21 protein-coding genes are annotated in these 20,834 nt (G+C 75.1%); 5 read left to right on the top strand and 16 right to left on the bottom strand.

The window, feature by feature from the left end:
* Window positions 1–142: 142 nt before the first annotated feature.
* From ACFWJ4_RS27960 to ACFWJ4_RS27935, 6 genes are all read right to left on the bottom strand, one after another.
* Window positions 143–2,200 (bottom strand): histidine kinase, encoded by a 2,058-nt coding sequence (locus ACFWJ4_RS27960; protein WP_380548391.1) that lies wholly within the window; start codon window positions 2,198–2,200, stop codon window positions 143–145.
* Window positions 2,201–2,331: 131 nt separating this feature from the next.
* Window positions 2,332–3,009: a response regulator transcription factor gene (locus tag ACFWJ4_RS27955; RefSeq protein ID WP_359898427.1), complete on the bottom strand. Its 678-nt coding sequence runs from the start codon at window positions 3,007–3,009 to the stop codon at window positions 2,332–2,334.
* Complete coding sequence (locus tag ACFWJ4_RS27950; RefSeq protein WP_380548412.1) at window positions 3,006–4,376, bottom strand: sensor histidine kinase; 1,371 nt, start codon at window positions 4,374–4,376, stop codon at window positions 3,006–3,008. Before ACFWJ4_RS27950 ends, ACFWJ4_RS27955 begins: the two co-directional genes overlap by 4 nt.
* A gap of 218 nt (window positions 4,377–4,594) precedes the next feature.
* Entirely contained in the window at window positions 4,595–5,443 is an 849-nt protein-coding gene (locus ACFWJ4_RS27945; protein WP_380548388.1) for an ABC transporter permease, read from the bottom strand.
* Window positions 5,440–6,393 carry an ATP-binding cassette domain-containing protein gene (locus ACFWJ4_RS27940; protein WP_380548386.1) on the bottom strand — a complete coding sequence of 318 codons (954 nt, stop codon included), beginning with the start codon at window positions 6,391–6,393 and terminating at the stop codon, window positions 5,440–5,442. Before ACFWJ4_RS27940 ends, ACFWJ4_RS27945 begins: the two co-directional genes overlap by 4 nt.
* A gap of 152 nt (window positions 6,394–6,545) precedes the next feature.
* The gene (locus ACFWJ4_RS27935; RefSeq protein ID WP_380548383.1) at window positions 6,546–7,874 is read right to left on the bottom strand and encodes a hypothetical protein; all 1,329 of its coding nucleotides are present in this window, start codon (window positions 7,872–7,874) and stop codon (window positions 6,546–6,548) included.
* Window positions 7,875–8,005: 131 nt separating this feature from the next.
* Between ACFWJ4_RS27935 and ACFWJ4_RS27930 the strand changes: the two genes are divergently transcribed.
* On the top strand, window positions 8,006–8,398 hold the full coding sequence (locus ACFWJ4_RS27930) for a DUF302 domain-containing protein (RefSeq protein ID WP_380548380.1): 393 nt from the start codon (window positions 8,006–8,008) through the stop codon (window positions 8,396–8,398).
* Window positions 8,399–8,408: 10 nt separating this feature from the next.
* Entirely contained in the window at window positions 8,409–9,251 is an 843-nt protein-coding gene (locus ACFWJ4_RS27925; protein WP_380548377.1) for a universal stress protein, read from the top strand.
* Between the two features lie 46 nt (window positions 9,252–9,297).
* On the opposite strand, the gene ACFWJ4_RS27920 is transcribed toward ACFWJ4_RS27925, so the two are convergent.
* Window positions 9,298–9,801, bottom strand: coding sequence for a MarR family winged helix-turn-helix transcriptional regulator (locus ACFWJ4_RS27920; protein ID WP_380548374.1), 504 nt, complete (start codon window positions 9,799–9,801; stop codon window positions 9,298–9,300).
* Between the two features lie 52 nt (window positions 9,802–9,853).
* Here ACFWJ4_RS27920 and ACFWJ4_RS27915 point away from each other — a divergent pair, with 52 nt between their 5' ends.
* Window positions 9,854–10,720: an alpha/beta fold hydrolase gene (locus ACFWJ4_RS27915; RefSeq protein ID WP_380548372.1), complete on the top strand. Its 867-nt coding sequence runs from the start codon at window positions 9,854–9,856 to the stop codon at window positions 10,718–10,720.
* Between the two features lie 87 nt (window positions 10,721–10,807).
* On the opposite strand, the gene ACFWJ4_RS27910 is transcribed toward ACFWJ4_RS27915, so the two are convergent.
* From ACFWJ4_RS27910 to ACFWJ4_RS27900, 3 genes are all read right to left on the bottom strand, one after another.
* Window positions 10,808–11,791 carry an alpha/beta fold hydrolase gene (locus tag ACFWJ4_RS27910; protein ID WP_380548369.1) on the bottom strand — a complete coding sequence of 328 codons (984 nt, stop codon included), beginning with the start codon at window positions 11,789–11,791 and terminating at the stop codon, window positions 10,808–10,810.
* Between the two features lie 193 nt (window positions 11,792–11,984).
* Window positions 11,985–12,302 (bottom strand): DUF6300 family protein, encoded by a 318-nt coding sequence (locus ACFWJ4_RS27905; RefSeq protein ID WP_380548366.1) that lies wholly within the window; start codon window positions 12,300–12,302, stop codon window positions 11,985–11,987.
* 29 nt (window positions 12,303–12,331) lie between these two features.
* Window positions 12,332–12,538 (bottom strand): hypothetical protein, encoded by a 207-nt coding sequence (locus ACFWJ4_RS27900; RefSeq protein ID WP_380548363.1) that lies wholly within the window; start codon window positions 12,536–12,538, stop codon window positions 12,332–12,334.
* A 232-nt stretch (window positions 12,539–12,770) separates the two neighbouring features.
* Here ACFWJ4_RS27900 and ACFWJ4_RS27895 point away from each other — a divergent pair, with 232 nt between their 5' ends.
* Complete coding sequence (locus ACFWJ4_RS27895; protein ID WP_380548360.1) at window positions 12,771–13,553, top strand: NAD(P)-binding domain-containing protein; 783 nt, start codon at window positions 12,771–12,773, stop codon at window positions 13,551–13,553.
* 172 nt (window positions 13,554–13,725) lie between these two features.
* The gene (locus ACFWJ4_RS27890) at window positions 13,726–14,814 is read left to right on the top strand and encodes a branched-chain amino acid aminotransferase (RefSeq protein ID WP_380548357.1); all 1,089 of its coding nucleotides are present in this window, start codon (window positions 13,726–13,728) and stop codon (window positions 14,812–14,814) included.
* 96 nt (window positions 14,815–14,910) lie between these two features.
* Here ACFWJ4_RS27890 and ACFWJ4_RS27885 read toward each other — a convergent pair whose 3' ends face one another.
* From ACFWJ4_RS27885 to ACFWJ4_RS27860, 6 genes are read right to left on the bottom strand one after another with little or no spacing between them, the layout of a single operon-like run.
* Window positions 14,911–16,509, bottom strand: a complete 1,599-nt coding sequence (locus tag ACFWJ4_RS27885) for a long-chain fatty acid--CoA ligase (protein WP_380548354.1) — start codon at window positions 16,507–16,509, stop codon at window positions 14,911–14,913.
* A 38-nt stretch (window positions 16,510–16,547) separates the two neighbouring features.
* The gene (locus ACFWJ4_RS27880) at window positions 16,548–17,513 is read right to left on the bottom strand and encodes an alpha/beta fold hydrolase (RefSeq protein ID WP_380548352.1); all 966 of its coding nucleotides are present in this window, start codon (window positions 17,511–17,513) and stop codon (window positions 16,548–16,550) included.
* Window positions 17,510–18,475, bottom strand: a complete 966-nt coding sequence (locus ACFWJ4_RS27875; RefSeq protein WP_380548350.1) for a beta-ketoacyl-ACP synthase 3 — start codon at window positions 18,473–18,475, stop codon at window positions 17,510–17,512. Before ACFWJ4_RS27875 ends, ACFWJ4_RS27880 begins: the two co-directional genes overlap by 4 nt.
* Window positions 18,472–19,284 (bottom strand): enoyl-ACP reductase FabI, encoded by an 813-nt coding sequence (gene fabI / locus ACFWJ4_RS27870; protein ID WP_380548347.1) that lies wholly within the window; start codon window positions 19,282–19,284, stop codon window positions 18,472–18,474. The genes ACFWJ4_RS27875 and fabI overlap by 4 nt, the downstream gene beginning before the upstream one ends.
* Window positions 19,284–20,525, bottom strand: a complete 1,242-nt coding sequence (locus ACFWJ4_RS27865) for a beta-ketoacyl-[acyl-carrier-protein] synthase family protein (protein ID WP_380548344.1) — start codon at window positions 20,523–20,525, stop codon at window positions 19,284–19,286. Before ACFWJ4_RS27865 ends, fabI begins: the two co-directional genes overlap by 1 nt.
* Window positions 20,522–20,776, bottom strand: a complete 255-nt coding sequence (locus ACFWJ4_RS27860) for an acyl carrier protein (RefSeq protein WP_359898410.1) — start codon at window positions 20,774–20,776, stop codon at window positions 20,522–20,524. Before ACFWJ4_RS27860 ends, ACFWJ4_RS27865 begins: the two co-directional genes overlap by 4 nt.
* Between the last annotated feature and the right edge of the window lie 58 nt (window positions 20,777–20,834).

The following is a 20,834-nucleotide window of genomic DNA, read 5'->3' as shown; positions in this document are numbered from 1 at the left end:
TATCCCCTTTTCCTGGAATTCCCGTCCCGCCCCCGGCCGTCACCCGTCGCGCCGGGGGCCCATTCACGTGCCGACCCCCGGGTGAACGCGGTGCCCCCGCCGCACCCACCGCACCGGACGGCTGCGGACGGGCCGCTCGCCGTCAACGGCCCGCGGGTCGGCGCGGGAGCACCGCGTGCACCCGGGTACCGCGCCGCAGGGCGTCCACGGTGCAGCTGCCGCCGATCTCCGCGGCCCGCTCGGACATCGACTGCAGTCCCACTCCCGGGTGCACGGGAAGCCCGTGGCCCGGGCCCTGCCCGTCGTCCTCGACGTCGAGCACCAGCCGCCCGGGCTCCGCCCGGACGGACACCGTGGCGCTGGCCGCCTGCGCGTGGCGCAGCACGTTGTTGAGCGCCTCCGCGGTGATCCGGTAGACCGCGACCTCGACGGCGGCGGGCAGCGCCGGCAGCGGGTCGGGCTCAAGCCTGGTGGTGACGGCGAGGTCCGGGCCGCTGAAGGTCTCGGCGAGGCGGCTCAGCGCCAGGGACAGGCCGTAGTCGCCCAGCGCGGTGGGCCCGAGCCGGTCGGTGATCCGCCGGACCTCCCGGACCGCCGAGGCGAGGTCGTCCGCGACCCGGTCCAGCACGCTGGAGAAGAGCGCCGGGTCGTCCACCGCGGCGGCGGCCTGCAGGCGCAGCCGCAGGCCGGCCAGCATCGGGCCGAGGCCGTCGTGGATGTCCCGGCGCAGCTGGCGGCGCTCCTCCTCGCGGGCCGCGACGATCCGCTCGCGGCTGGCCCGCAGGTCCTCCATCAGCTGGAGCGAGGCGACGGCGGGCGCGGCCTGGTCCGCGAGCGAGCGCAGGATGTCGCGGTCGCTGTCGTCGAGCACGCGCTGGCCCTGCCGCGGGGCGACGGTGAGCCGGCCGATCTGGTCCCCCCGGTGCACCAGCGGGAAGCCCTCGCCACTGCCGGAGAGCTCCCCGACGGCGGCCAGCGGCCGTTCGCCACTGCGCGTGGAGACGGTCAACTCCACGCCGGGCAGCCGCAGTTCGTCGCTGACGGTACGGCACAGCACGGTCGGTACCTCCTGCGGGTCGACGGTCTGGCTGACCCTCCCGGCGAGACTGCGCAGCACCTGGTACGGCTGCGCGCGCGAGCCGTAGTACCAGCGGTCGACGAGGCCGGAGGCCCCGCGCACGCCCCGGGGCAGGCCGATCGCGAGCAGGAAGACCGCGGCGACCACCACCAGGGCCCCGAGGCCGCGGCCGGGCATCAGCATGGTGGAGAGCAGACAGGCCACCACCACGAACACCATCGCCAGCCCGGCGGCCACCAGCAGGCCGACCAGGACCCGCCGAGCCGCCCGGTCGAGCCGCCAGGAGCCGTCCCGGACCACGACGGCGGCCAGGGTGATCGTCCACAGCGCCGACGTGACGGCGAACGCGATGTACGAGGGCGTGCTCTGGTCGAAGAAGTAACCGAGTTCGGCTCCGCCCCACAGCAGGTACACGCCGAGGGCGATCAGGACGTTCTGCCGGCGACGCCGCGACACCCCGCGGATGCGGGCGAGCGGGACGAGCACCACCAGGACGGTCAGCACGACGTACACCACGAGCTGGGCGTCGAGCAGCCGGTCGTTGAGCGCCCCCAGCCAGTTCGCGAAGGCGCTGCCGGCGAACGGGTTGGGCCGGCCGAACACGGTGGCGTCGGAGAAGGAGTAGCCGGCCGGGGCCAGCCTCCACAGGCCCACGGCGGCGATCGCGAACCACCACCACCTGCTCGGCAGCGTCCCGTTCGGCAACCACAGCGGCAGCGCGTGCCACAGGGTGGCACTGACCGCGTAGCCCACCGACACCAGGACCACCACGGCCCCGACCACGTGGGGGCCGCCCCCCTCCACCCACAGCGGGGTCTGCGCGGCGAGCGGGACGATCAGCGTCGCCCCGTACACGAGCAGCACCCAGCCGAGCTGGTTCCCGGGCCGGTGGGCGTGCAGCAGCACCCCGCCGGCGACGGACGCCAGGCCGTAGCCGAGAACCGGTAGGAGGCGGGCGGGTGTGGAGATCCCGGGCGTTCCGAGGTGGCTCACCACGTACCCGGCCCACAGACCGCCGGCCACCAGGCAGACGAGCGCGCACAGCCCGGCCGCGGACAGCTGCCGCTCCGCCGGACCGGACCGTGGCCGCCACCAGGCTCTGTGTGTGCTGTCCGCAGCCATGTCCGCCCTCTCGTCGCCGGGCACCTCCGGATCTCTGCAGTCTGCGCCACCTGTTGTCCCGGGCGCATGAGGCAGCGGCCCCGTCGGCCCCGTGGCGGCCCCCCAGGCGCGGGGCCGGGCCCCCGGGCCGGTCAGACGGGCGGGTTGGGGCGGGTCAGACCGCGGTCGTAGGCGAAGATCACGGCCTGGACGCGGTCCCTGGCACCGATCTTCGACAGCACCCGGCTGACGTGCGTCTTGACGGTCGACTCCGCCAGCACCAGGCGCTGGGCGATCTCGTTGTTGGACCAGCCGTGGGCGATGGCGACCAGGATCTCGCGCTCGCGATCGGTCAGGGCGTCCAGCCGCGGATCCGCGACGGGCTCGGCGCCGGGCGGGCGGACCGGCAGCCGGTGGGCGTAGGCGTCGAGCAGCCGGCGGGTGATCGCGGGGGCGACCACGGCGTCGCCCCCGGAGACGGCGCGGATGCCGGCCAGCAGTTCCTCCGGACGGGCGTCCTTGAGCAGGAAGCCGCTGGCACCGGCGCGCAGCGCGGCGTGCGCGTACTCGTCGAGGTCGAAGGTGGTCAGCACCAGGATGCGGGAGCGCCCGCCGGTCGCGACGATGCGGCGGGTGGCCTCGATCCCGTCCATGCCGGGCATCCGGATGTCCATCAGGACGACGTCGGGGCGCAGGTCGGCGGCCAGCCGGACGGCCTCGCCGCCGTGGGCCGCCTCGCCGACCACCTCGGTGTCGGGCTGGCTCTCCAGCAGCATCCGGAAGCCGTAACGCTGCAAGGGCTGGTCGTCCACGATGAGGACGGTGGTCACGTCGGGCCGCCTGTCGGGTCGGGGGTGAGGTCCGGGTCCGCTCCGGGGCCCGGGTCCACGCCGGGGCCAGGGTCCGCGGTGGGGCCCGCGCCGGTCGGGTCCGCGCCGGAAGTGGGGTCCGGCCCGGGGGTGAGGTCCAGAACGGCCTCCACGGTCCATCCTGCACCGGGGACGGGACCAGCCGTGACGGTGCCGCCGTACAGGGCCGCGCGTTCGCGCATCCCGGCCAGGCCGTGGCCGTACCCGTCCGTGCGACCGTGCCAGCGGGGGCCGCCGGGTCGGCCGGTGTCCTCGACGCGGATCCGCAGCCGCTCGGCGTCGACGGTCAGCGTCACATGGGCGCGGGTCTCGGGCCCCGCGTGCTTGAGGGCGTTGGTGAGCGCCTCCTGGACGATGCGGTAGGCCATCAGCTGGACCCCGCGGTCCGGTCGGTCCAGGGCGCCGGCGGCCGTGTACACCACCTGAGGCCCGGCGGCGCGGATCCGGGCGCACAGCCCGTCGAGGTCGGCGATGCCGGGCTGCGGCGTGTACTCGGCGGCCTGGTCCCCCTGGTCGCGCAGCACGCCGAGCATCCGTCGCAGTTCGCCGAGCGCCTGCCGGCTGGTGTCCCCGATCAGTAGCAGGGCCTCCCTGCCGCGTTCGGGGTTGGCCTGCGCCGCGTACGCGCCGCCGTCGGCCAGGGTGACGATGACGGACAGGTTGTGGCCGACGATGTCGTGCATCTCCCGGGCCACCCGGGCACGTTCGGTCGCGGTGGCCAGCCGGCTGCGCTGGTCGCGCTCGATCTCCAGCCGGGCGGCCCGCTCCCGCAGCCCGGCGAGTTGGGCGCGCCGGACGCGCACCGCGATGCCCAGGGCCACGGCCGCCGTCGCGGCGCTGAACAGGAAGAACAGGGCGTCGCCGACCGGCAGCCCAGCACCGGAGACGGCCACCGCGACCAGCGCGACGGCCACCGCCATGGCCGCACAGGACCACGCCAGGTGCCGCAGCCGGCCGTGCAGCGCCAGGCTGTAGAGGGCGACCAGCAGGGCGGCGTCGGCGCGCAGACCGACGTCCAGCGACCACTGCAGGACGAAGACGGCCATGATCGTGGCGAAGGCCGCCGTGGGCCGTCGGCGGCGCCACAGCAGCGGCAGCACCAGGCCGGCCTGCAGGGCCAGGGTCTGCGGCAGCGGCAGCCGGGCGAGCACGATCCGGTGCTCGCGCCCGCCGGCCTCGACGTGACCGGGAAAGAGGTCGGGCAGGCAGAACAGCAGGAAGGCGAGGGCCACCACCGCGGCGTCCAGCACCCAGGGGCGGTCGCGGTCCCCTTGTCGAAGCCGCTGGCCGATCCGGGCCAGGCGGGCGAACAGCGGGTGGCCGGACAGGACGTCGGCGGCCGCCGCGTCGGTGGCCCGGGGGTAACCGACGCGGGGGTCGAAGACCCGGGGGTCGTCGGCCCGGACACCTTCGGCCGCGAACGGGCTCGTGGTGGTGGCGTGCTCGCTCACCGGTGGCACCTCCCTGGTCGGCCGGGCTGTCGAAGTCGTGGGTGCGGCGCCGGTTGGTCCCGGCGCCGCGATGGATCGTCTCCGCTCCGAGTCTCTCAGGCGTCGGTGCGCACCAGCCGCACGGCCGCCGCGCCGAGGGCGAGAACCATCCAGCCGAGGAAGACGGCCAGCCCCACCGTCGGCGAGAGCGTGGTCGAGTCGTGGTGCAGGGCGAACATCGCCTCGCCCGCGTGGCTGGGCAGGTAGGGGCTGAGGTGACTCTGCCAGGAGCTGGGCAGCAGCGAGGTCAGCCCGGGGACCAGCATCAGCGTGGCCACCAGCACCGCGATGCCGCCGGCCACCGAGCGCAGCAGCGCGCCGAGCGCGACGCCGATCACACCGACCAGCGCGAGGTAGAGCCCGGCGCCCAGCAGGCCGCGGACCACCCCGGCGTCGGAGAGGGTCATCGCCACCCGGGTGCCGGAGAGGACGCCGCTGTCGGCGACGAAGACCGCGAACACCCCGACGGTGCCGAGCACCAGCGCGATCAGCCCGTACACGGCGGCCTTGGACCAGAGCACCGGCAGTCGGCGCGGCACGGCGGCCAGGGTCGAGCGGATCATGCCGGTCGAGTACTCCCCGGCGGCGACCAGCACGCCGAGGACGCCGAGGGCCAGCTGGGCGAAGTTGGTGCCGAACAGGGAGAGGCTCAGTGTGCTCGCGCTCGCGAAGTCCCGGTCCATCGGACGGCCGGAGGTCATCCGTGACTTGAACTGGTAGGCGGCGATCAGGCCGAAGCCGACCAGGAAGAGCAGGGCCAGCCCGAGGGTGATCCACGTGGAGCGCAGCGACCACAGCTTCGCCCACTCGGAACGCAGCACCCGCACCGCCGTCACCCGGTACGCGGGGTGTGTGGGCCGCAGGTCACCGGAGGCGGGCATCTGGCTCGGTGCGATGGTGGTCATGCCGCACTCCTCGGGGTCTCGCCGGCGGGGGCGGCGGCGGCGGTGGTCGTGCCGTGGTACTCGACGGCGTCGCGGGTCAGGTCCATGAACGCCTCCTCCAGGGAGACCGTCCGCGGGGTGAGCTCGAACAGGGCGATGCCCCGCTCGGCGGCGGCCAGGCCGATCTCGCGGGCCGTGCGCCCGCTGACCAGCAGTTCCTCCGAGCCCGCCCGGCCGGTGACCTCCACACCGGGGCCGGCCAGCGCGGTGCGCAGCAGGGCCGGGTCGGCGCTGACCACCTTGACCACGTCGCCGCCGGCCTGGCGGACCAGGTCCTGCACGGTCGTGTCGGCCAGCAGCCGGCCCCGGCCGACGATGATCAGGTGGTCGGCGACCAGGGCCATCTCGCTCATCAGGTGCGAGGAGACGAAGACGGTGCGGCCCTCGGCGGCGAGCGAGGTGAGCAGATTGCGGATCCACAGCACGCCCTCGGGGTCGAGGCCGTTGACCGGCTCGTCCAGCATCACCGTGGCCGGGTCGCCCAGCAGGGCCGAGGCGATCCCGAGCCGCTGGCCCATGCCGAGCGAGAACGCCCCGGCGCGCTTGCGGGCCACCGACGACAGCCCGGTCAGCCCGATGACCTCCTCGACCCGTCGGCGCGGGATGCCGTGGGTGTGGGCCTGGGCCATCAGGTGGTGGAAGGCCGAGCGGCCCGGGTGGATCGACTTGGCCTCCAGCAGCGCGCCGACCTCTCGGAGCGGCGCCGCGTGCTCGGCGTAGCGGCGGCCGTTGACCCTCACCGAACCGCTGGTGGGGGCGTCCAGCCCGACGATCATCCGCATCGTGGTGGACTTGCCCGCGCCGTTCGGCCCGAGGAAGCCCGTCACCGTCCCCGGCCGGACCGTGAAGTCCAGCTGGTCCACGGCCGTCTTCTCCCCGTACCGCTTCGTCAGCCGGTGCGCCTCGATCATCGCTCACCTCTGTGCTCCGGGGCCGGTCCGTCCGGCCGCCCTCGTGCACCACGCTACGTGCGGAGCCGGCTCCGATCCGTGGTACCGGAGTCCGATCATCGGCGCGCCCGTAGTACCGCGGTACCACCCCGACACCCCACCGCAGCAGCCGGTCAGCGGTGCTCCGCCAGCACCGCCCGGACCTCCGCCAGCAGCGTCCGGTGGTCCTCGCCGTACGTCGCCACCGCCGCGAACACCGCGTCGACCGCGGCCCGCAGCGGGTCCGGCCCGGCCGCGCCGAGCAGGGCGGGCAGCGCCAGGTGCGGCTGCGACAGCGGCCGGTCGGGGTCGAGCGGGCCGAGGCGGGCGGTGCGGGTGACGACCGGCGACGTCCCCGCGACCGACGGCACCGCGACCAACGTCCCCGCGACCGATGTCTCCGGGTGCTCCGGCCGCTCCGGGGCCGTCACGGAGAAGAACGCCTGCCGCCGCACGGGCACGGACATCGGCCGCGGGGCGTTCGGGTCCGCGTACGGCGGGCGGAAGGGCTCGCGCTCCGGCGCGACGGCCCGGCGGACCGTCCGGACGGGGACGCGCGGGTCGTCGGCCAGGGCCTGCCAGGGCCCGGCCGGGTCGTCGAAGGGCGGCGGCAGCGGGCGCCCCTCGTCCAGGGCGGTCAGCGCGGCGGCGATCCAGTCGAGCCCGGCGAGCCCGGCCGCCGTGCAGGCGCGCCGGGCCGCGAACCGCGCCACCGAGCGCTGGACCCGCGGGCCGGCGTCGTCCAGGGCGTGCAGCAGGGGTGCGTCGAACTCCAGCAGGCCCCGCACCTGGCCGGCCAGCTCGCGCAGGGCCTCGCTCGGCCGCCGTCCGCCCCACTCCCACAACTCGGCGGCGGCCCGGTTCTCCTGTTCCGCGCGTTCCCGGGCACGGCGGGACCGGAGCTCCTCCGCGGCGCGTTCCTCGGGCGTGGGGGGCGGTGGCAGCCGCCGGGCGTAGTCGTGCCAGTACGCCGCTGTCCGCGAGGTCTGCCGCAGGACGCGGTCCGGCTCGGGCGGGGCGGGCCAGAACTGGAGCGCGTAGCGGTCCGCCCGCGGTTCACCGGACGCCCGGGTGTCCCGCCGGTGCCCCTCGTCGATGCCCCGGGCGCAGTAGCGCACCCGGTGATCGGTCTCCGCCAGGTCCAGCTCCCGGACGGTGCCGCCACCCCATTCCACCAGCAGGCACCGGTCCGTGGCCGGACGGAAGGAGGTCTCGACCACGTCCTCCCACTCGTGGTCCAGCGGCGGGGCCTGCTCGTGCACCTCGACGGTGAAGCCGACGGCACCGGTGTGCAGCCCGGTGGTCAACCAGAGCGACCCGGGGACGGCCGCGCCGCAGAGCCCCGCACGCTGGCCCGCGAACGCCTTCGCCAGATCGGGCCCGGGGCCGTCGGGGTCGCTCTCCACGTAGATCTGTCCGTAGTGGACCCGGACCTCGCCGTCGACCGGCCTGCGCACCTTCACCACACCCTCCCCGGAAGCAGTACGGCCCGAGCGTAGGCGCGGCCACCGACAACGGGCCGCCGCTCGCTCCGGGAGGCGGCGGGCGCGGCGTCCGCCGATACTGGGGCCGCCCGGATTCTTCTGGAGGAACCATGGACTACGGTCTCGGCGTGCGGCTCGACCGGCCGTTCGCGCAGGCGGTGGAGACGGTCACCGCCGCGCTCAAGGAGCAGGGCTTCGGCGTCCTGACCACCATCGACGTCCGGGCGACGCTGCGCGAGAAGATCGGCGCGGAGATCGAGGACTACCTGATCCTCGGCGCCTGCAACCCCGCCCTCGCCCACCGCGCCCTCCAGGCCGACCGCCGGATCGGGCTGCTGCTGCCCTGCAACGTGGTGGTCCGGGCGGACGGCGGGGCCACGGTGGTGGAGGCCGTCGACCCGCGGACCATGGTCACCCTGGCCGGCCCGGGCGGCGGGCTGGGCGAGGTCGCCGAGGAGGCGGCGCGGCGGCTGAACGCCGCCCTGGACGCGCTGCGCGGATGAGGAGCAGACCATGACCGCACCCGTCGTCGCCGGATTCGACGGCTCCCCCGAGAGCCGCGCCGCCACCGAGTGGGCCGCCCGCGAGGCGCAGCGCCGCGGTTGCCCGCTCGATCTCCTGCAGGCCTGGCCGTGGCCGCACCACGACGTGGTCGGCAGCGAGGAGACCTACCGGCACGCGCTGGACCAACTCGCCCTCCGGGCGGATGAGTTGCGCCCGCTGGCCGGTGTCGGGCCGGTCACCTCGGCGATCGTCCCGACCGATCCGGCCGAGGCGCTGGAGGCGGCCGGGAACTCGGCCGGCCTGCTCGTCCTGGGCTCGCGCGGACTGGGCGCGGTGCGCGGCTTCCTGGTCGGCTCGGTGAGCCATGAGGTGCTGCGCCGGGCGAGCTGTCCGGTGGTGCTGGTCCGGGCGGAGGCGGTCGAGTCGGACGGCCCGGTGCTGGTGGGCCTCGACCTGACCCGCCCGATGGACGACGTGCTGGCCTTCGCCTTCGACGCGGCCGCCCGGCGCCGGGCCCCGCTGCGGGTGGTGCACGTCTGGTCGCCGCCGGTCTCCAGCCAGTACACGGCGCTCCAGGCCGTCGGCGGGCTGGGCGAGCTCTCCTCCGTCGACCGGGACCGGTTCGCCGAGCAGCTGGCCCCCTGGCGGGAGCGCCACCCCGAGGTGTCGGTGACCGCCGACCTGATCCAGGGCAGCCGCTCCGTCGACCTGGTGGACGCGGCGGAGGGGGCCCGGCTGCTCGTGGTCGGCCGCCGCACCCGCCGCACCCTGTTCGGCGCCCACCTCGGCCCGGTGGCGCACGCCGCGATCCACCACGCGGTGTGCCCGGTCGCCCTCGTCCGGCACGCCTGAGCGGCGAGGGGGCGACGAGGGGGCCGCGGCGGAGCGGCGGCCGGCCCTACCCCGGACCGTCGGCCGGCACGTGCGCGGCGTAGAGCCGCTGGAGCAGCCCGTTGAGGTGCCGGCGTTCGGCCGCGGTCAGGGCGCCGAGGAACCGCTCCTGCTCGGCGGCGGCCGCGGCCGCGATCGTCCCGACCAGGGCGCTCCCCCGGTCCGTCAGGGTGACGACGCGGCGGCGCCGGTCGGTGTCGTGCGGACGGCGTTCGACGAGCTGCCGGTCCGCCAGCTGGTCGAGGACCGGGACGAGGTTGCGGGCGTCCACGGCGACGAGTTCGGCCAGCCGCCGCTGGACCACCGGACCGTGCCGGTCGAGGGCGACCAGCACGGCGTACTGACCCTGGGTCAGCCGGTGCTCGCCGAGGAAGGCCGTCCAGGAGCGGGCCGTCAGGGATCCCAGCCGCGCCAGCAGGAAGCCGGTGCCGCGCTCGAAGGCCGGTCGCTCCGGTGCGCCGGGTGCGTCCGGTACGTCCGGTACGTCCGGCCGGTCGTTGTCGCCGCTCATGGGGCCAGCCTAGTCAATGGACATGCCTCATGTCGTTTGATAGACATGAATCATGTCTATTGAGCTGCGCCACTCGACCGTGGCCGTCGGCGACCGCTCGCTCCACGTGGTGGAGTCCGGCCCCGCCGACGCCCGTCCCTTCCTGTTCCTGCACGGCTGGCCGGAGTCCTGGCGGACCTGGCTGGGGGTGATGGAGGCGGCCGGCGGCGAAGCCCGGACCATCGCCGTGGACCTGCCCGGGATCGGCGGCTCCACCGGGGCGGTCGAGGGCGGGTCGAAGCGCCGGCTGGCCGGGACGGTCCACGCACTGGTCCGGGAACTCGGTCTCACCGGCACCACCCTGGTGGGCCACGACGCCGGCGGGATGGCGGCCTACGCCTACCTGCGGAGGTTCACCGGCGTCGAGCGCGTCGTCGTGATGAACACCGTGATCCCCGGCGTCGACCCGTGGAACGAGGTGCTGCGCAACCCGCACATCTGGCACTTCGGCCTGCACACGGTGCCCGACCTGCCGGAGACCCTCGTCCAGGGCCGGCAGGCTGCCTACTTCGACCACTTCTACGACGTGCTGTCGGCCGACCCCGCCCGGATCACCCCCGAATCCCGCGCGGCGCACGCCGCCGCCTACGCGAGTCCCGCCGCGCTCACCGCGGGATTCGATCTGTACCGCGCCTTCCCCCAGGACGCCCGGGACAACGCCGAGGCCGCCGCCGTCCCGGCCGACACACCGCTGTTGCACGTCCGCGGCGACCGCGAGGGCGGCGACATCGAGGCCTACGCCCGGGGCTTCCGCGCCGCGGGCGTCCGCCGACTCACCACCGCGGTGGTCGCCGACGCCGGGCACTTCGCCCAGGAGGAGCAGCCCGCCGCCGTCTGGGCCGTCCTGCGCGACTTCACCGCCGTACGCCCGACGCCCTGAGACACGCCGCCGGCACGCGCGGGACGGCCCGGCCGGGCGCGGTCGGCAGGGGACGAGGCCCCTGGCCGGCCCGGCCGGGCCGGCCGCTCAGCGGATGCCGCGCCGGCGGGTGATGCGGGTGAGCACCGAGCCGGAAAGCAGCGCGGCGGCGCCGACGGCGCCGACCGCGGCGACGGCCCGCCCGTGGGAGCCGGTCGCCGCGAGCTCGGCCGGGGCCGCGGCAGCGCCACCGGCAGCGCCACCGGCGGCGCCCGCGGCCTCGCGGATCTGGCGGACGATGTCCTCGGGGTGGGACATCATCGACACGTGCGAGGAGTCGATCTCGACGGTGCGCGACTTGGCGCGCCTGGACTCGAAGCGCTCCAGGTCGGGGGCGATGGCCCGGTCCTGCCGGGAGACCACGAACCACGACGGGATGTCGCGCCAGGCGGCGGCGGTGGCCTTCTCGGCGAACCCGACCTGGGAGACGGGGCGCTGCTCGGCGGCCATCAGCCGGGTGCGGGACTCCGGCAGGTCGGCGGCGAAGACGGCGCGGAACTTCTCGCTCTGGATGTAGAGGTCGACTCCGCCGCCGCCGGTGCCGGTGAAGGGGACGGGGTTGAGCGCGGTGGCGAGGTCACTGCCCGCGAACTTCGTCGACAGTTCGGCCGGGGACTCGCCCACGTCGGGCGCGAACGCCGACACGTAGACCAGAGCCCTGACGTTCGGGTTCCCGGCGGCGGCCTGGGTGATGACGGCTCCGCCGTAGGAGTGGCCGGCCAGCACGATCGGGCCGCTGATGCTCTTGAGCAGACTGGCCACGTAGGCGGCGTCCTCGGTCAGACCGCGCAGCTCGTTGGGCGGGGCGAGGACGGTGAACCCGTCGTCCATGAGGCGTGTGGCGACGTCGTTCCACCCGGAGGCGTCCGCGAACGCGCCGTGCACCAGGACCACCGTCGGCCTCCCGCCGCCGCCCGGCCTGCCGCCGTCCTGGGCGGCCGACGCGGGCGGCGCGGTGGCGGCGACCGCACAGGTCGCGAGCGCCACCACGGCGGCGGAGGAGATCGAACGGCGGGACAGCGATATGCCCATGGTTCCTGCCTTTCAGCGAGGTGAGAGGGGGTTGGAACCACCCTGCTCACACGCTTGTCCGGGCAGCACACCACGCTGCGCACACAGGTGAATCCGCACCGCTGTTCGAGTTTCGGTGCGAGGGCATCCGGTTTCGACGGAGTCCCGCACCATGTCGACCGACACGGGCGGACCACCGTTCGGCCCAGCGCGTTCAGAGCTCTCCGGACCTGAACCGGGCCGCCTCGTCCTCCAGGTCCGCCAGGTCGGGCGTGCGGTGGCGGATGGCGCTGACCCACTGGTGGACGAGTGCCCAGAGCTCGGCGAGACGACCGGGGACCGGGGCGCCGAGGAGGGTGAGGAGGCCTGTCGCCGCCGGGTCGCCCTCGTCGCAGGCCGGACAGAGAGCGGTCTCCTTGAAGCCGGTCACCTGCTTCCCGGCCTGATTCGGCCAGGAGTGCGGGTAACGGGCGGTCAGGAGGGCCGGGATTCCGCAGCGTCGGCAGGGCGGGAGGACAGCGGTGCGGACCATGACGAGGGGAGAGGGTTCGTTCGGAGGCGTCATGCCGGACCCGCCCCGGCCTCGGCACCGACACCGGAGGCGGTCCTCGGGGAGTCGCGGCCGCCGCCCCCGGGTGGGAGGGACCCGCCGATCCGGTCGGGCGGCAGCACCTTGACGGTGCGCCCGCCCCGCGCGCGGGCACGGCGCGGGCTGCGGGAGGAGTCCTCGACGGCGTTCATGGCCTTGGTCCTGGCGAAGGTGTTCACCCGTACGGTCTACCCGTCACCGCGCGTGTCGATGACACGGCGGACGGTGCGGTGTGCCGCCGGTCGTCGAAGAGCCGGCCGCGCGCGGGAGTTCCGGCGGAGCGTACCGGGTCGGTTCACGCCCGGGCCGGCGGCGGCGTGTCGCAGGGCGCCGCGGTGGTCACACTACTGCGGAGAAGATCGCGACGGGCAGGACGACCTGCCCGTGCGACCACCACGCACACCGGAGGCAGTGACCGTGAAGCGCGTCGGCATCATCGGAGTGGGCGAGATCGGCCGGGCCATCGTGACGGGCCTGCGCCACGGGGACGACCCGGGGCCGGAGGTCCTGCTCTCGCCGCGGGGCGCCCGGACCGCGGCCGAGCTGGCCGAGCGGTACGAGGACGTACGGGTGTGCGCCGACAACCAGGAGGTGGTGGACGGCTCCGAGCTGGTGATCATCGCCCTGCGCCGCCAGGACTGGCGCGAGGCACTGACCGGCCTGCACGTGCCCGACGACCGGGTCGTGGTCAATGTGGTGCCCGGCGTCGGCACCGGGGAGCTGCGCCGGGTGCTGGCCACCGACGCGGCGGTGACCCACGCCATCCCGCTGCCCACCGTGCGCGAGCGCCGCTGCCTCACCGTGGTCCACCCCTCGCACCCCGACGTGGACGCCTTGTTCGAGCGGTTGGGCGGGGCGCTCCCGGTCGCGGACGAGGTCGCGCTCAGCGTCCTGTCCGCACTGACCTCGACCCAGACCACCCACTACGCGTTCCTCACCACGCTCGTCTCCTGGGCCGTCGACCAGGGCATTCCCGCCGAGGACGCCGACCGCTTCGTCCGCGGCATCTACCAGGACGTCGGCCGCTCGCTCGGCGACGGGACCCGCTCGCTGGAGCGCCTCGCGGCCGAGCACGAGACCCCGGGCGGGAGCAACGAGCGCATCCGCACCACCTGGTTCGACCAGGCCAACTCCGGGGCCCTGCGCACCGCCCTCGACGGCCTGGTCGGCGACCTCCGCACCGGCCACCGGTAGGCCGGGAACCCCGGAATCCCGCGATCCGTCGGCTCCCGCGGGAGCCGACGGATCGGGGCTCGGCCGGGTCGCGGCGTATCACGTCCGGCTGACGACCGTTAGCATGACGGGTATGGCGCCGGTGATTGGCGTCGGTTCGCACAGATTCCACAGTGGTGTCGAGGAGTTGACGATGAGTCGCGCATTCCCTCTGTTCCGGACGACCGATCCCGTCCCCGAGGAGGAGCGACGCACCATCCTCGCCGCACCGGGGTTCGGCAAATTCTTCTCCGACCACATGGCCACGGCCACCTGGACTCCCGCCGAGGGCTGGCACGACCGCAAGGTCACCGCGCTGGTGCCGTACTCGCTGCACCCGAGCGCCGCCGTGCTGCACTACGCCCAGGAGATCTTCGAGGGGCTCAAGGCCTACCGCCACGCCGACGGCAGCGTCTGGCTGTTCCGCCCGGAGTTCAACGCCCGCCGCTTCGCCCGCTCCGCCGAGCGGCTCGCCCTGCCGGTGCTGCCGGAGGAGGACTTCCTCGACAGCATCGGGGAGCTGGTCCGCGCGGACGAGGCGTGGGTGCCGGACTCCGCCGACGAGAAGAGCCTCTACCTGCGGCCGTTCATGTTCGCCTCGGAGGCCTTCCTCGGCGTCCGGCCCGCCGAGCAGATCGCCTACTCGGTCATCGCCAGCCCGGCCGGCCCGTACTTCGCCGGCGGCGTCACCGGCATCACGCTCTGGGTCAGCAGCAACTACACCCGCGCCGGGCGGGGCGGCACCGGCGCCGCCAAGTGCGGCGGCAACTACGCCTCCAGCCTGGCCGCGCAGTTGGAGTCCCGCAAGCACGGCTGCGACCAGGTGCTGTTCCTGGACGACACCGGCGGCGAGGGCGACCTGGAGGAGTCCGGCACGATGAACCTGTGCCTGGTCACCTCGGCCGGCGAGCTGGTCACCCCCCCGCTGGGCAACATCCTCGACGGGGTCACCCGGGACTCGATCCTGGCCCTGGCGGGCGAGTTCGGGCTGACCCCGGTGGAGCGCCCGATCACCCTCTCCGAGCTGCGGGCCGGTGCCGCCGACGGCACGATCACCGAGGTGTTCGCCGCCGGGACGGCCGCGGTGGTCACCCCGATCGTCGGATTCAAGGGCGAGGGCTACGAGTTCACCGTCGGCACCGGCTCGCCCGGCAAGCAGACCGTCGCGATCCGCGAGCACATGCTGGACATCCAGTACGGGCGCGCCGAGGACGTCCACGGCTGGATGCGGCGGGTGGTCTGACCGCCCCGGGCGGCCCGACCGGGCCGCCCGACCCGCCGGGGCCGCCCGACGCCGGGGCCTGTTCGGCTCCCGGACCCGCTCAACCCCCGGGCCCGCTCAGCTCTTGAGCCGGCCCGACTCCTCCTCGGGCACGACGACCTCGCGCTTGAGGATCTTTCCGGTCGGCCCCTTGGGCAGCGCGTCGACCGTCCAGACCAGCCGCGGGTACTTGTACGGCGCCACCCGCTCCCGGACGAAGCCGCGGATCTCCTCCGGGGTCGCCGAGGCGCCCGCGCGCAGGACCACGGCGGCGGCCACCTCCTGGCCGAGCGTGGGGTGGGGGACGCCGATCACCGTGGCCTCGGCGACCGCCGGGTGCTCGTACAGCACGTCCTCCACCTCCCGCGGGTAGACGTTGAAGCCGCCGCGGATCACGACGTCCTTGCGGCGGTCGACGATCCGGAAGTCGCCCCGCTCGTCGCGGGTGCCGAGGTCACCGGTGTGCAGCCAGCCGTCCCGGACGGTCTGCGCGGTGGTGTCGGGGCGGCGCCAGTAGCCCTTCATCACGTTGTGGCCCCGGATCACCACCTCGCCGACCGTGCCGTCCGGCACCTCGGTGCCCGACTCGTCGACGATGCGCATCCGCACGCCCTCGATCGGGATGCCGATGGTGCCCGCGATCCGCTCGCGGTCGCTCCGGTTGGCACAGGCCAGCGGCGAGGACTCGGACAGCCCGTAGCCCTCCAGCACCACGCAGTCGAAGTCGGTCTCGAAGCCGCGCAGCACCTCAGGCGGCATCGAGGCGCCGCCGCCCAGGCACACCCGCAGCGAGGAGACGTCGTACCCGGCGCGCTGCGGGTGGGTCAGCATCAGGGTGTACATGGTCGGGACGCCGAGGAAGACGCTCACCCGGTCGCGCTGGATCACCGCGAGCGCGGCCTGCGGGTCGAAGCGCCGCACCAGGGTCATGCAGGCCCCGACGGCCACCGCGCAGTTGAGGCCGATCACCTGGCCGAAGGAGTGGAACAGCGGCAGCCCGCCGAAGATCACGTCCCGCTCGACCATCCCCAGCACCTGGACGCCGGCCCTGACGTTGGCCACGATGTTGCGGTGGGTCAGTTCGGCGCCCTTGGGCGCCCCGGTGGTGCCGGAGGTGTAGAGGATGACCGCGGTGTCCTCTCCCCCGCGTCCCGCGGTCCGCGGCGGGCCGTCCGGCTGTTCCGCGAGCGTCGCGGCGAGCGCGGGGGGCTCGACGGGGACCAGCCGGGTGCCGGTGCGCCGCGCGCCCTCGACCGCCTGCTCGGTGCCCGCGTGCCAGGCGAGCAGCACGGCCGCCCCGGCGTCGGCGAGGCAGTGCTCGATCTCCCGGGCCTTGAGCAGCGGGTTCATCGGGACGACCACCGCCCCGGCGCGCAGGATGCCGTAGTACAGCACCGCGAACTGCGGCACGTTGGGCAGCAGCACGGCGACCCGGTCGCCGGGCGCGACGCCGAGCCCGGCCAGCCAGTGCGCGGCCCGGGCGCTGAGCGCGTCCAGGTCGGCGAAGCTCAGCACCTCCTCGTCGAGCCGCAGGACGGGGTGCTCCGGGCAGCGCGCGGCGGTCGCGGTGAGCAGGTCGGGAATGCCGTGCGGGTCGCCGGGGAGGCCGGGCGGCCGGCCGGGGCCGCCGTGCGGCGCGTCGGTGTTTCTGTCGGACGGGTCGGGGACGGCGGGCATGCGGGCGCTCCTCGGGGCGGCGGGGCTCGGTCTCATCGTCATACGGTCGGTCGGACGCCGCCGCGCGGCGCGGCGCTCTCGCCGGTGCGCTCACCGACGCCCTCGCCGGCGCCCGAAGCGACGCCCGAGGCGGCGCCAGCGGCGGCGGCGAGCATCCACGGCGCGATTCGCTCCACCAGCCCGCGGTTGTGCCGGATCCAGCGGAAGTGGTCCAGCGGGCGGCCGTCCGCCTGTTCGGCGGTGTAACTCCAGCGCTCCACCCGGGCCGAGGGCAGCTTGGCGCACAGGTGGTCGACGGCTCGCGGCGGCGCGAGCTCGTCGCCCTGCACGTCCACGGCCAGCACCGGCAGGTCGACCCGGGCCAGCGCCCGTTCGTAGTCGGTGACCGCGCCGCGCACCCGGTAGCGGCCGGTGCGCATCTGCCGCGCCCAGTCCCGCATCAGCCGGGCCGACTCGCGACCGCCGAAACCGAACCGCTCGCCCGGCCAGTACCCGACCACCGCCGAGGCGACGATCGAGAACTGGCTCAGTGCCAGCCGTCGCAGGCCCGCCCGCGGGCCGAAGGTCCGGTACCAGGCCGATCCACTGGCCACCAGCACCGCGCCGGCGAGCCGGGGCCGGAAGACACCGCAGTGCACCAGACCCAGCTGCCCGCCCAGGCTGTGCCCGAGCAGGAGGCGCGGCGCGCCCGGGAACGCCCCGGCGACCGCGTCCAGCACCGCCCCGAAGTCGTGCTCGACCAGCTCGCGGAAGCCGAAGGCGACCCCGTGCCGCGGCACCGGCCGGCTCTCGCCGTGGCCGCGCAGGTCGCAGGTGGCCACGCTCAGACCGGCCGCGTGCAGGGCGCGGACCAGCGGGGTGTAGTGCCGGGCGGCCGTTCCCATCGCCGGCAGGACGATCACCACCGGGGCGGCCGGTTCGGGCCGGGCCAGTGCCCGGACGGTGAGCCGGGCCCCGTCGGGCGCGGCGATCTCGGCGATCACGGGGAACCGGGGGGTCTTCACGCCCGCGCCTCCCGGTCGGCGCCGGCGCCCGGCCGCCAGCCGATCACCCCGGCGCCCCAGGTGATGCCCGCGCCGAAGGCGGCGAGGCCGAGCAGCTTCGGGCCGTCCAGCAGGCCCTCCTCGCGGGCGTGGGTCAGGCCCAGCGGGATCGAGGCCGCCGAGGTGTTGGCGACCCGGTGGACGTTCAGGTAGAGCCGCTCCGGGGGCAGCCCCACCTCCTTGCCGACCGCGCGCACGATCCGGGCGTTGGCCTGGTGGGCGACGAACAGGTCGAGGTCCTCGCAGGTCAGGCTGCGCCGGGCGAGCACCTCCCGGGTGGCGGCGGACATCTTCTCCACCGCGTGGTCGAACACCTCCCGGCCGTCCATCCGCAGCTTGCGGTCGTCCCGGTCGGCGTACAGCAGCGGGATCTGCTCGCCGTCGCTGCCGAGCGAGAAGCACGGTTCGGGCGCGCCGGGCACGTCGGCGACCACGGCGGCGCCGGCGCCGTCGGCCAGCAGCACCGCGGTGCCGCGGTCCTCGTGGTCGGTGATCCGGGTCAGCGCGTCGGCGCCGCAGACCAGCACCGCCCCGGCCCGGCCGGTCTCGATCAGCGCGGCGGCGTGGTCCAGGCCGTAGACGAACCCGGCGCAGGCCGCGTGCAGGTCGAAGGCGGTGGCCTGCGGCATCCCGAGCCGGGCGGCGACCTCCACCGACACCCCGGGGGTGACCCGGTCGGGGGTGATGGTGGCGACCACGACGTGCCGGATGCTCGCGGCGGTGCGCCCGGCGCTGCGCAGCGCCTGCTCGGCGGCGGCCACCACGAGGTCGGCGAGCCGGCCGTCCGGCGCGAGGAAGCGGCGCTCCTCGATGCCGGTCCGTTTGACGATCCACTCCGGGGAGGCGCCGATCCGCTCGAAGTAGGCGTTGGGGACGACGCGTTCGGGCAGTGCCGCGCCCACGCCCACGATGGCTGCCGTCATGCCGCGCCCCCTTCCGCGAAGGCCGGGCCGGTGCCCATCCGGACGGCGTGCATCCCGCCGTCCGCGTGCAGGATCTCCCCGCTGACGGTGGCCGCGAGGTCGGAGAGCAGGAACAGCACCGGTCCGACCACCACGGCCGGGTCGCTGCGGTCCCAGCCGAGCGGGGCCTCTGCCTGCCAGCGGTCGGCGATCCGGTCGAAGGTGCTGATCGCCTGCCCGGCGACGGTCTCCACCGGGCCGGCCGCCACCAGGTTGACCCGGATGCCGGACGGCCCGAGGTACATCGCCAGGTAGCGGCAGACCGCGCCGAGCGCCGCCTTGCTCACGCCCATCCAGTCGTAGCCGGCCCAGGCGCCGCTGGCGTCGAAGTCCAGCCCGACGACGCTGCCGCGCCGTCCGTCGGCGGTGAGCAGCGGGGCGAGCGCGGTGGCCAGCGAGTGCAGGGAGACGGCGGCGGTGTGCAGCGCCTGTCCGGCGGCCTCGGGCGGGGTGGTGAGGAAGTTGCCGCTCAGCGCCGTCTGCTGTGCGGCGGCGACGGCGTGCAGCACGCCGTCGACCCCGCCCCAGCGCTGCTCCAGTTCCTTGACCAGCCGGGTGAAGTCCTCGCGCCGGGTGACGTCCAGTTCCAGCACCTCGGTGGGGCGGGGCAGGACGTCCGCCGCCTTCTCGGTGATCCGCCGGGCCCGGCCGAAGCCGGTGAGCAGGACCTCCGCGCCCGCCTCCTGGAGCGCCCTGGCGGTGTGCCAGGCGATGGAGTCCTGGTTGAGCACCCCGGTGATCAGATAGCGGCGTCCGTGGAAGCCGAGCATCACTCCTGGCCTTTCGTCGTACCGATCGCGTCGGCTGCCGCCAGCACCAGGGCCGCGTTGTGTCCGCCGAACCCGAAGGAGGTGGAGAGCCCCGCCCGGCGGCCGCCGGGCAGGGTGGGGGCGGCGAGCGCGGTGGCGCGGTGGATCAGGTTCAGCGGGCCGAGCTTCTCGTCGGGCTCGCGCAGCCCGACGGTGGGCGGGGCGGTGGCGTGGCGCAGCGCCTGCAGGGTGGCGATGGCCTCGACCGCGCCGGCCGCGCCGAAGAGGTGGCCGGTGCAGGCCTTGGTGGAGGACAGCGGAATCCCTTCCAGGGCCGGTCCGAGGGCCAGCCGCAGCGCCTCGCACTCCGAGCGGTCGTTGAGGACGGTGCCGGTGCCGTGCGCGTTGAGGTAGCCGAGCTGTCCGGGGGTGACCCCGGCCGCGTCGAGCGCCAGGGTGACGGCGCGGGCCGCGGGCTCGCCGGTCGGGTCCGGGGCGGTGAGGTGGTGGGCGTCGCAGGTGGCGCCGTAGCCGAGCACCTCGCCGAGCACGGTGGCGCCCCGGGCGGCGGCGCCCGCGGCCGTCTCCAGCACCAGGATTCCGGCGCCCTCGCCGATCAGCAGGCCGTCCCGGTCGCGGTCGAAGGGCACCGAGCGGCCGCTCTCGGACAGCGCGCCGGCGGTCCGGAAGGCGGCCCGCACCAGGTCGGAGGTGGAGGCCTCGGCGCCGCCGACCACCACCGCGTCGGCGGCGCCGGCGGCGAGCAGCAGCAGGGCGGTGCCGATCGCCTGGGTCGCGCTGCTGCAGGCCGAGGCCAGGCAGAGCGCCTCGCCCCGGAAGCCGTATCGCTGGGCGATCTGCGAGGCCCCGGCGTTGGCCATCATGGCGGGCACCATGAGCGGGGAGACGAAGTCCCCGCCCTGCTGCCGGAGCACCTCGGCCTGGCTCTCGAAGCTCGCCGTCCCGCCGAGCGCGCAGCCGACCACGCAGGCGACCCGCTCGGCGGGGTAGGGCGGCGGGCCGTCCGTCCATCCCGCCTGGGCCAGGGCCTCGGCGGCGGCCACGAGCGCGAGCTGGGTGAAGCGGTCGGTGCGGCGGATCTGCTGGCGCGACAGGTGGTCGGCGGGCCGGAAGTCCCGGCACAGCCCGAGCCCGTCGGCGAGCCCGCTCTCGCCGGCCACCGCGCGCCGGTGCAGCTCGTCGGCGCCGACGCCCAGCGGGGTCACCGCGCCCAGGCCCGTGACGACGGCCCGGGGCGTCACTCCAGCCCGGCCTTGTGGCGGCACAGGGCGAGCACCTCGCCGACGGTGTACAGCTGGTCGAAGTCCTTGGGCTTCACCGGGATGCCCAGCTGCTTGCGGATGGACTGGCTGAGCTCGACCATGTCGAGCGAGTCGATCTCCAGCTCGTCCAGGGCGGCGTCGTCGACGATGCCCTCGCGTTCGACGCCGAGGTCGACCAGGGCGTCGACGACGAAGTTCTCGATGGCGGTGCGGTCCAGTGTGTCGGGCATGGCTCTCCTCGTCCGCGCGGGGCGGCGGTGGCGGTGCGGGGGACGTACGGGCGGTGCC

The sequence above is a fragment of the Kitasatospora sp. NPDC127067 genome, assembly GCF_042724755.1.
In the GTDB taxonomy this organism is placed as follows: domain Bacteria; phylum Actinomycetota; class Actinomycetes; order Streptomycetales; family Streptomycetaceae; genus Kitasatospora; species Kitasatospora lactacystinica.
This window is presented reverse-complemented; position numbering and strand designations above follow the sequence as displayed.

Bases quoted from the DNA above. Each gene is read 5' to 3' on its own strand.
- ACFWJ4_RS27960 (WP_380548391.1), bottom strand. From the start codon at position 2,200: ATGGCTGCGGACAGCACACACAGAGCCTGGTGGCGGCCACGGTCCGGT.
- ACFWJ4_RS27945 (WP_380548388.1), bottom strand. From the start codon at position 5,443: ATGACCACCATCGCACCGAGCCAGATGCCCGCCTCCGGTGACCTGCGG.
- ACFWJ4_RS27940 (WP_380548386.1), bottom strand. From the start codon at position 6,393: ATGATCGAGGCGCACCGGCTGACGAAGCGGTACGGGGAGAAGACGGCC.
- ACFWJ4_RS27930 (WP_380548380.1), top strand. From the start codon at position 8,006: ATGGACTACGGTCTCGGCGTGCGGCTCGACCGGCCGTTCGCGCAGGCG.
- ACFWJ4_RS27925 (WP_380548377.1), top strand. From the start codon at position 8,409: ATGACCGCACCCGTCGTCGCCGGATTCGACGGCTCCCCCGAGAGCCGC.
- ACFWJ4_RS27920 (WP_380548374.1), bottom strand. From the start codon at position 9,801: ATGAGCGGCGACAACGACCGGCCGGACGTACCGGACGTACCGGACGCA.
- ACFWJ4_RS27915 (WP_380548372.1), top strand. From the start codon at position 9,854: ATGTCTATTGAGCTGCGCCACTCGACCGTGGCCGTCGGCGACCGCTCG.
- ACFWJ4_RS27910 (WP_380548369.1), bottom strand. From the start codon at position 11,791: ATGGGCATATCGCTGTCCCGCCGTTCGATCTCCTCCGCCGCCGTGGTG.
- ACFWJ4_RS27905 (WP_380548366.1), bottom strand. From the start codon at position 12,302: ATGGTCCGCACCGCTGTCCTCCCGCCCTGCCGACGCTGCGGAATCCCG.
- ACFWJ4_RS27890 (WP_380548357.1), top strand. From the start codon at position 13,726: ATGAGTCGCGCATTCCCTCTGTTCCGGACGACCGATCCCGTCCCCGAG.
- ACFWJ4_RS27885 (WP_380548354.1), bottom strand. From the start codon at position 16,509: ATGCCCGCCGTCCCCGACCCGTCCGACAGAAACACCGACGCGCCGCAC.
- ACFWJ4_RS27875 (WP_380548350.1), bottom strand. From the start codon at position 18,475: ATGACGGCAGCCATCGTGGGCGTGGGCGCGGCACTGCCCGAACGCGTC.
- fabI (WP_380548347.1), bottom strand. From the start codon at position 19,284: ATGCTCGGCTTCCACGGACGCCGCTATCTGATCACCGGGGTGCTCAAC.
- ACFWJ4_RS27860 (WP_359898410.1), bottom strand. From the start codon at position 20,776: ATGCCCGACACACTGGACCGCACCGCCATCGAGAACTTCGTCGTCGAC.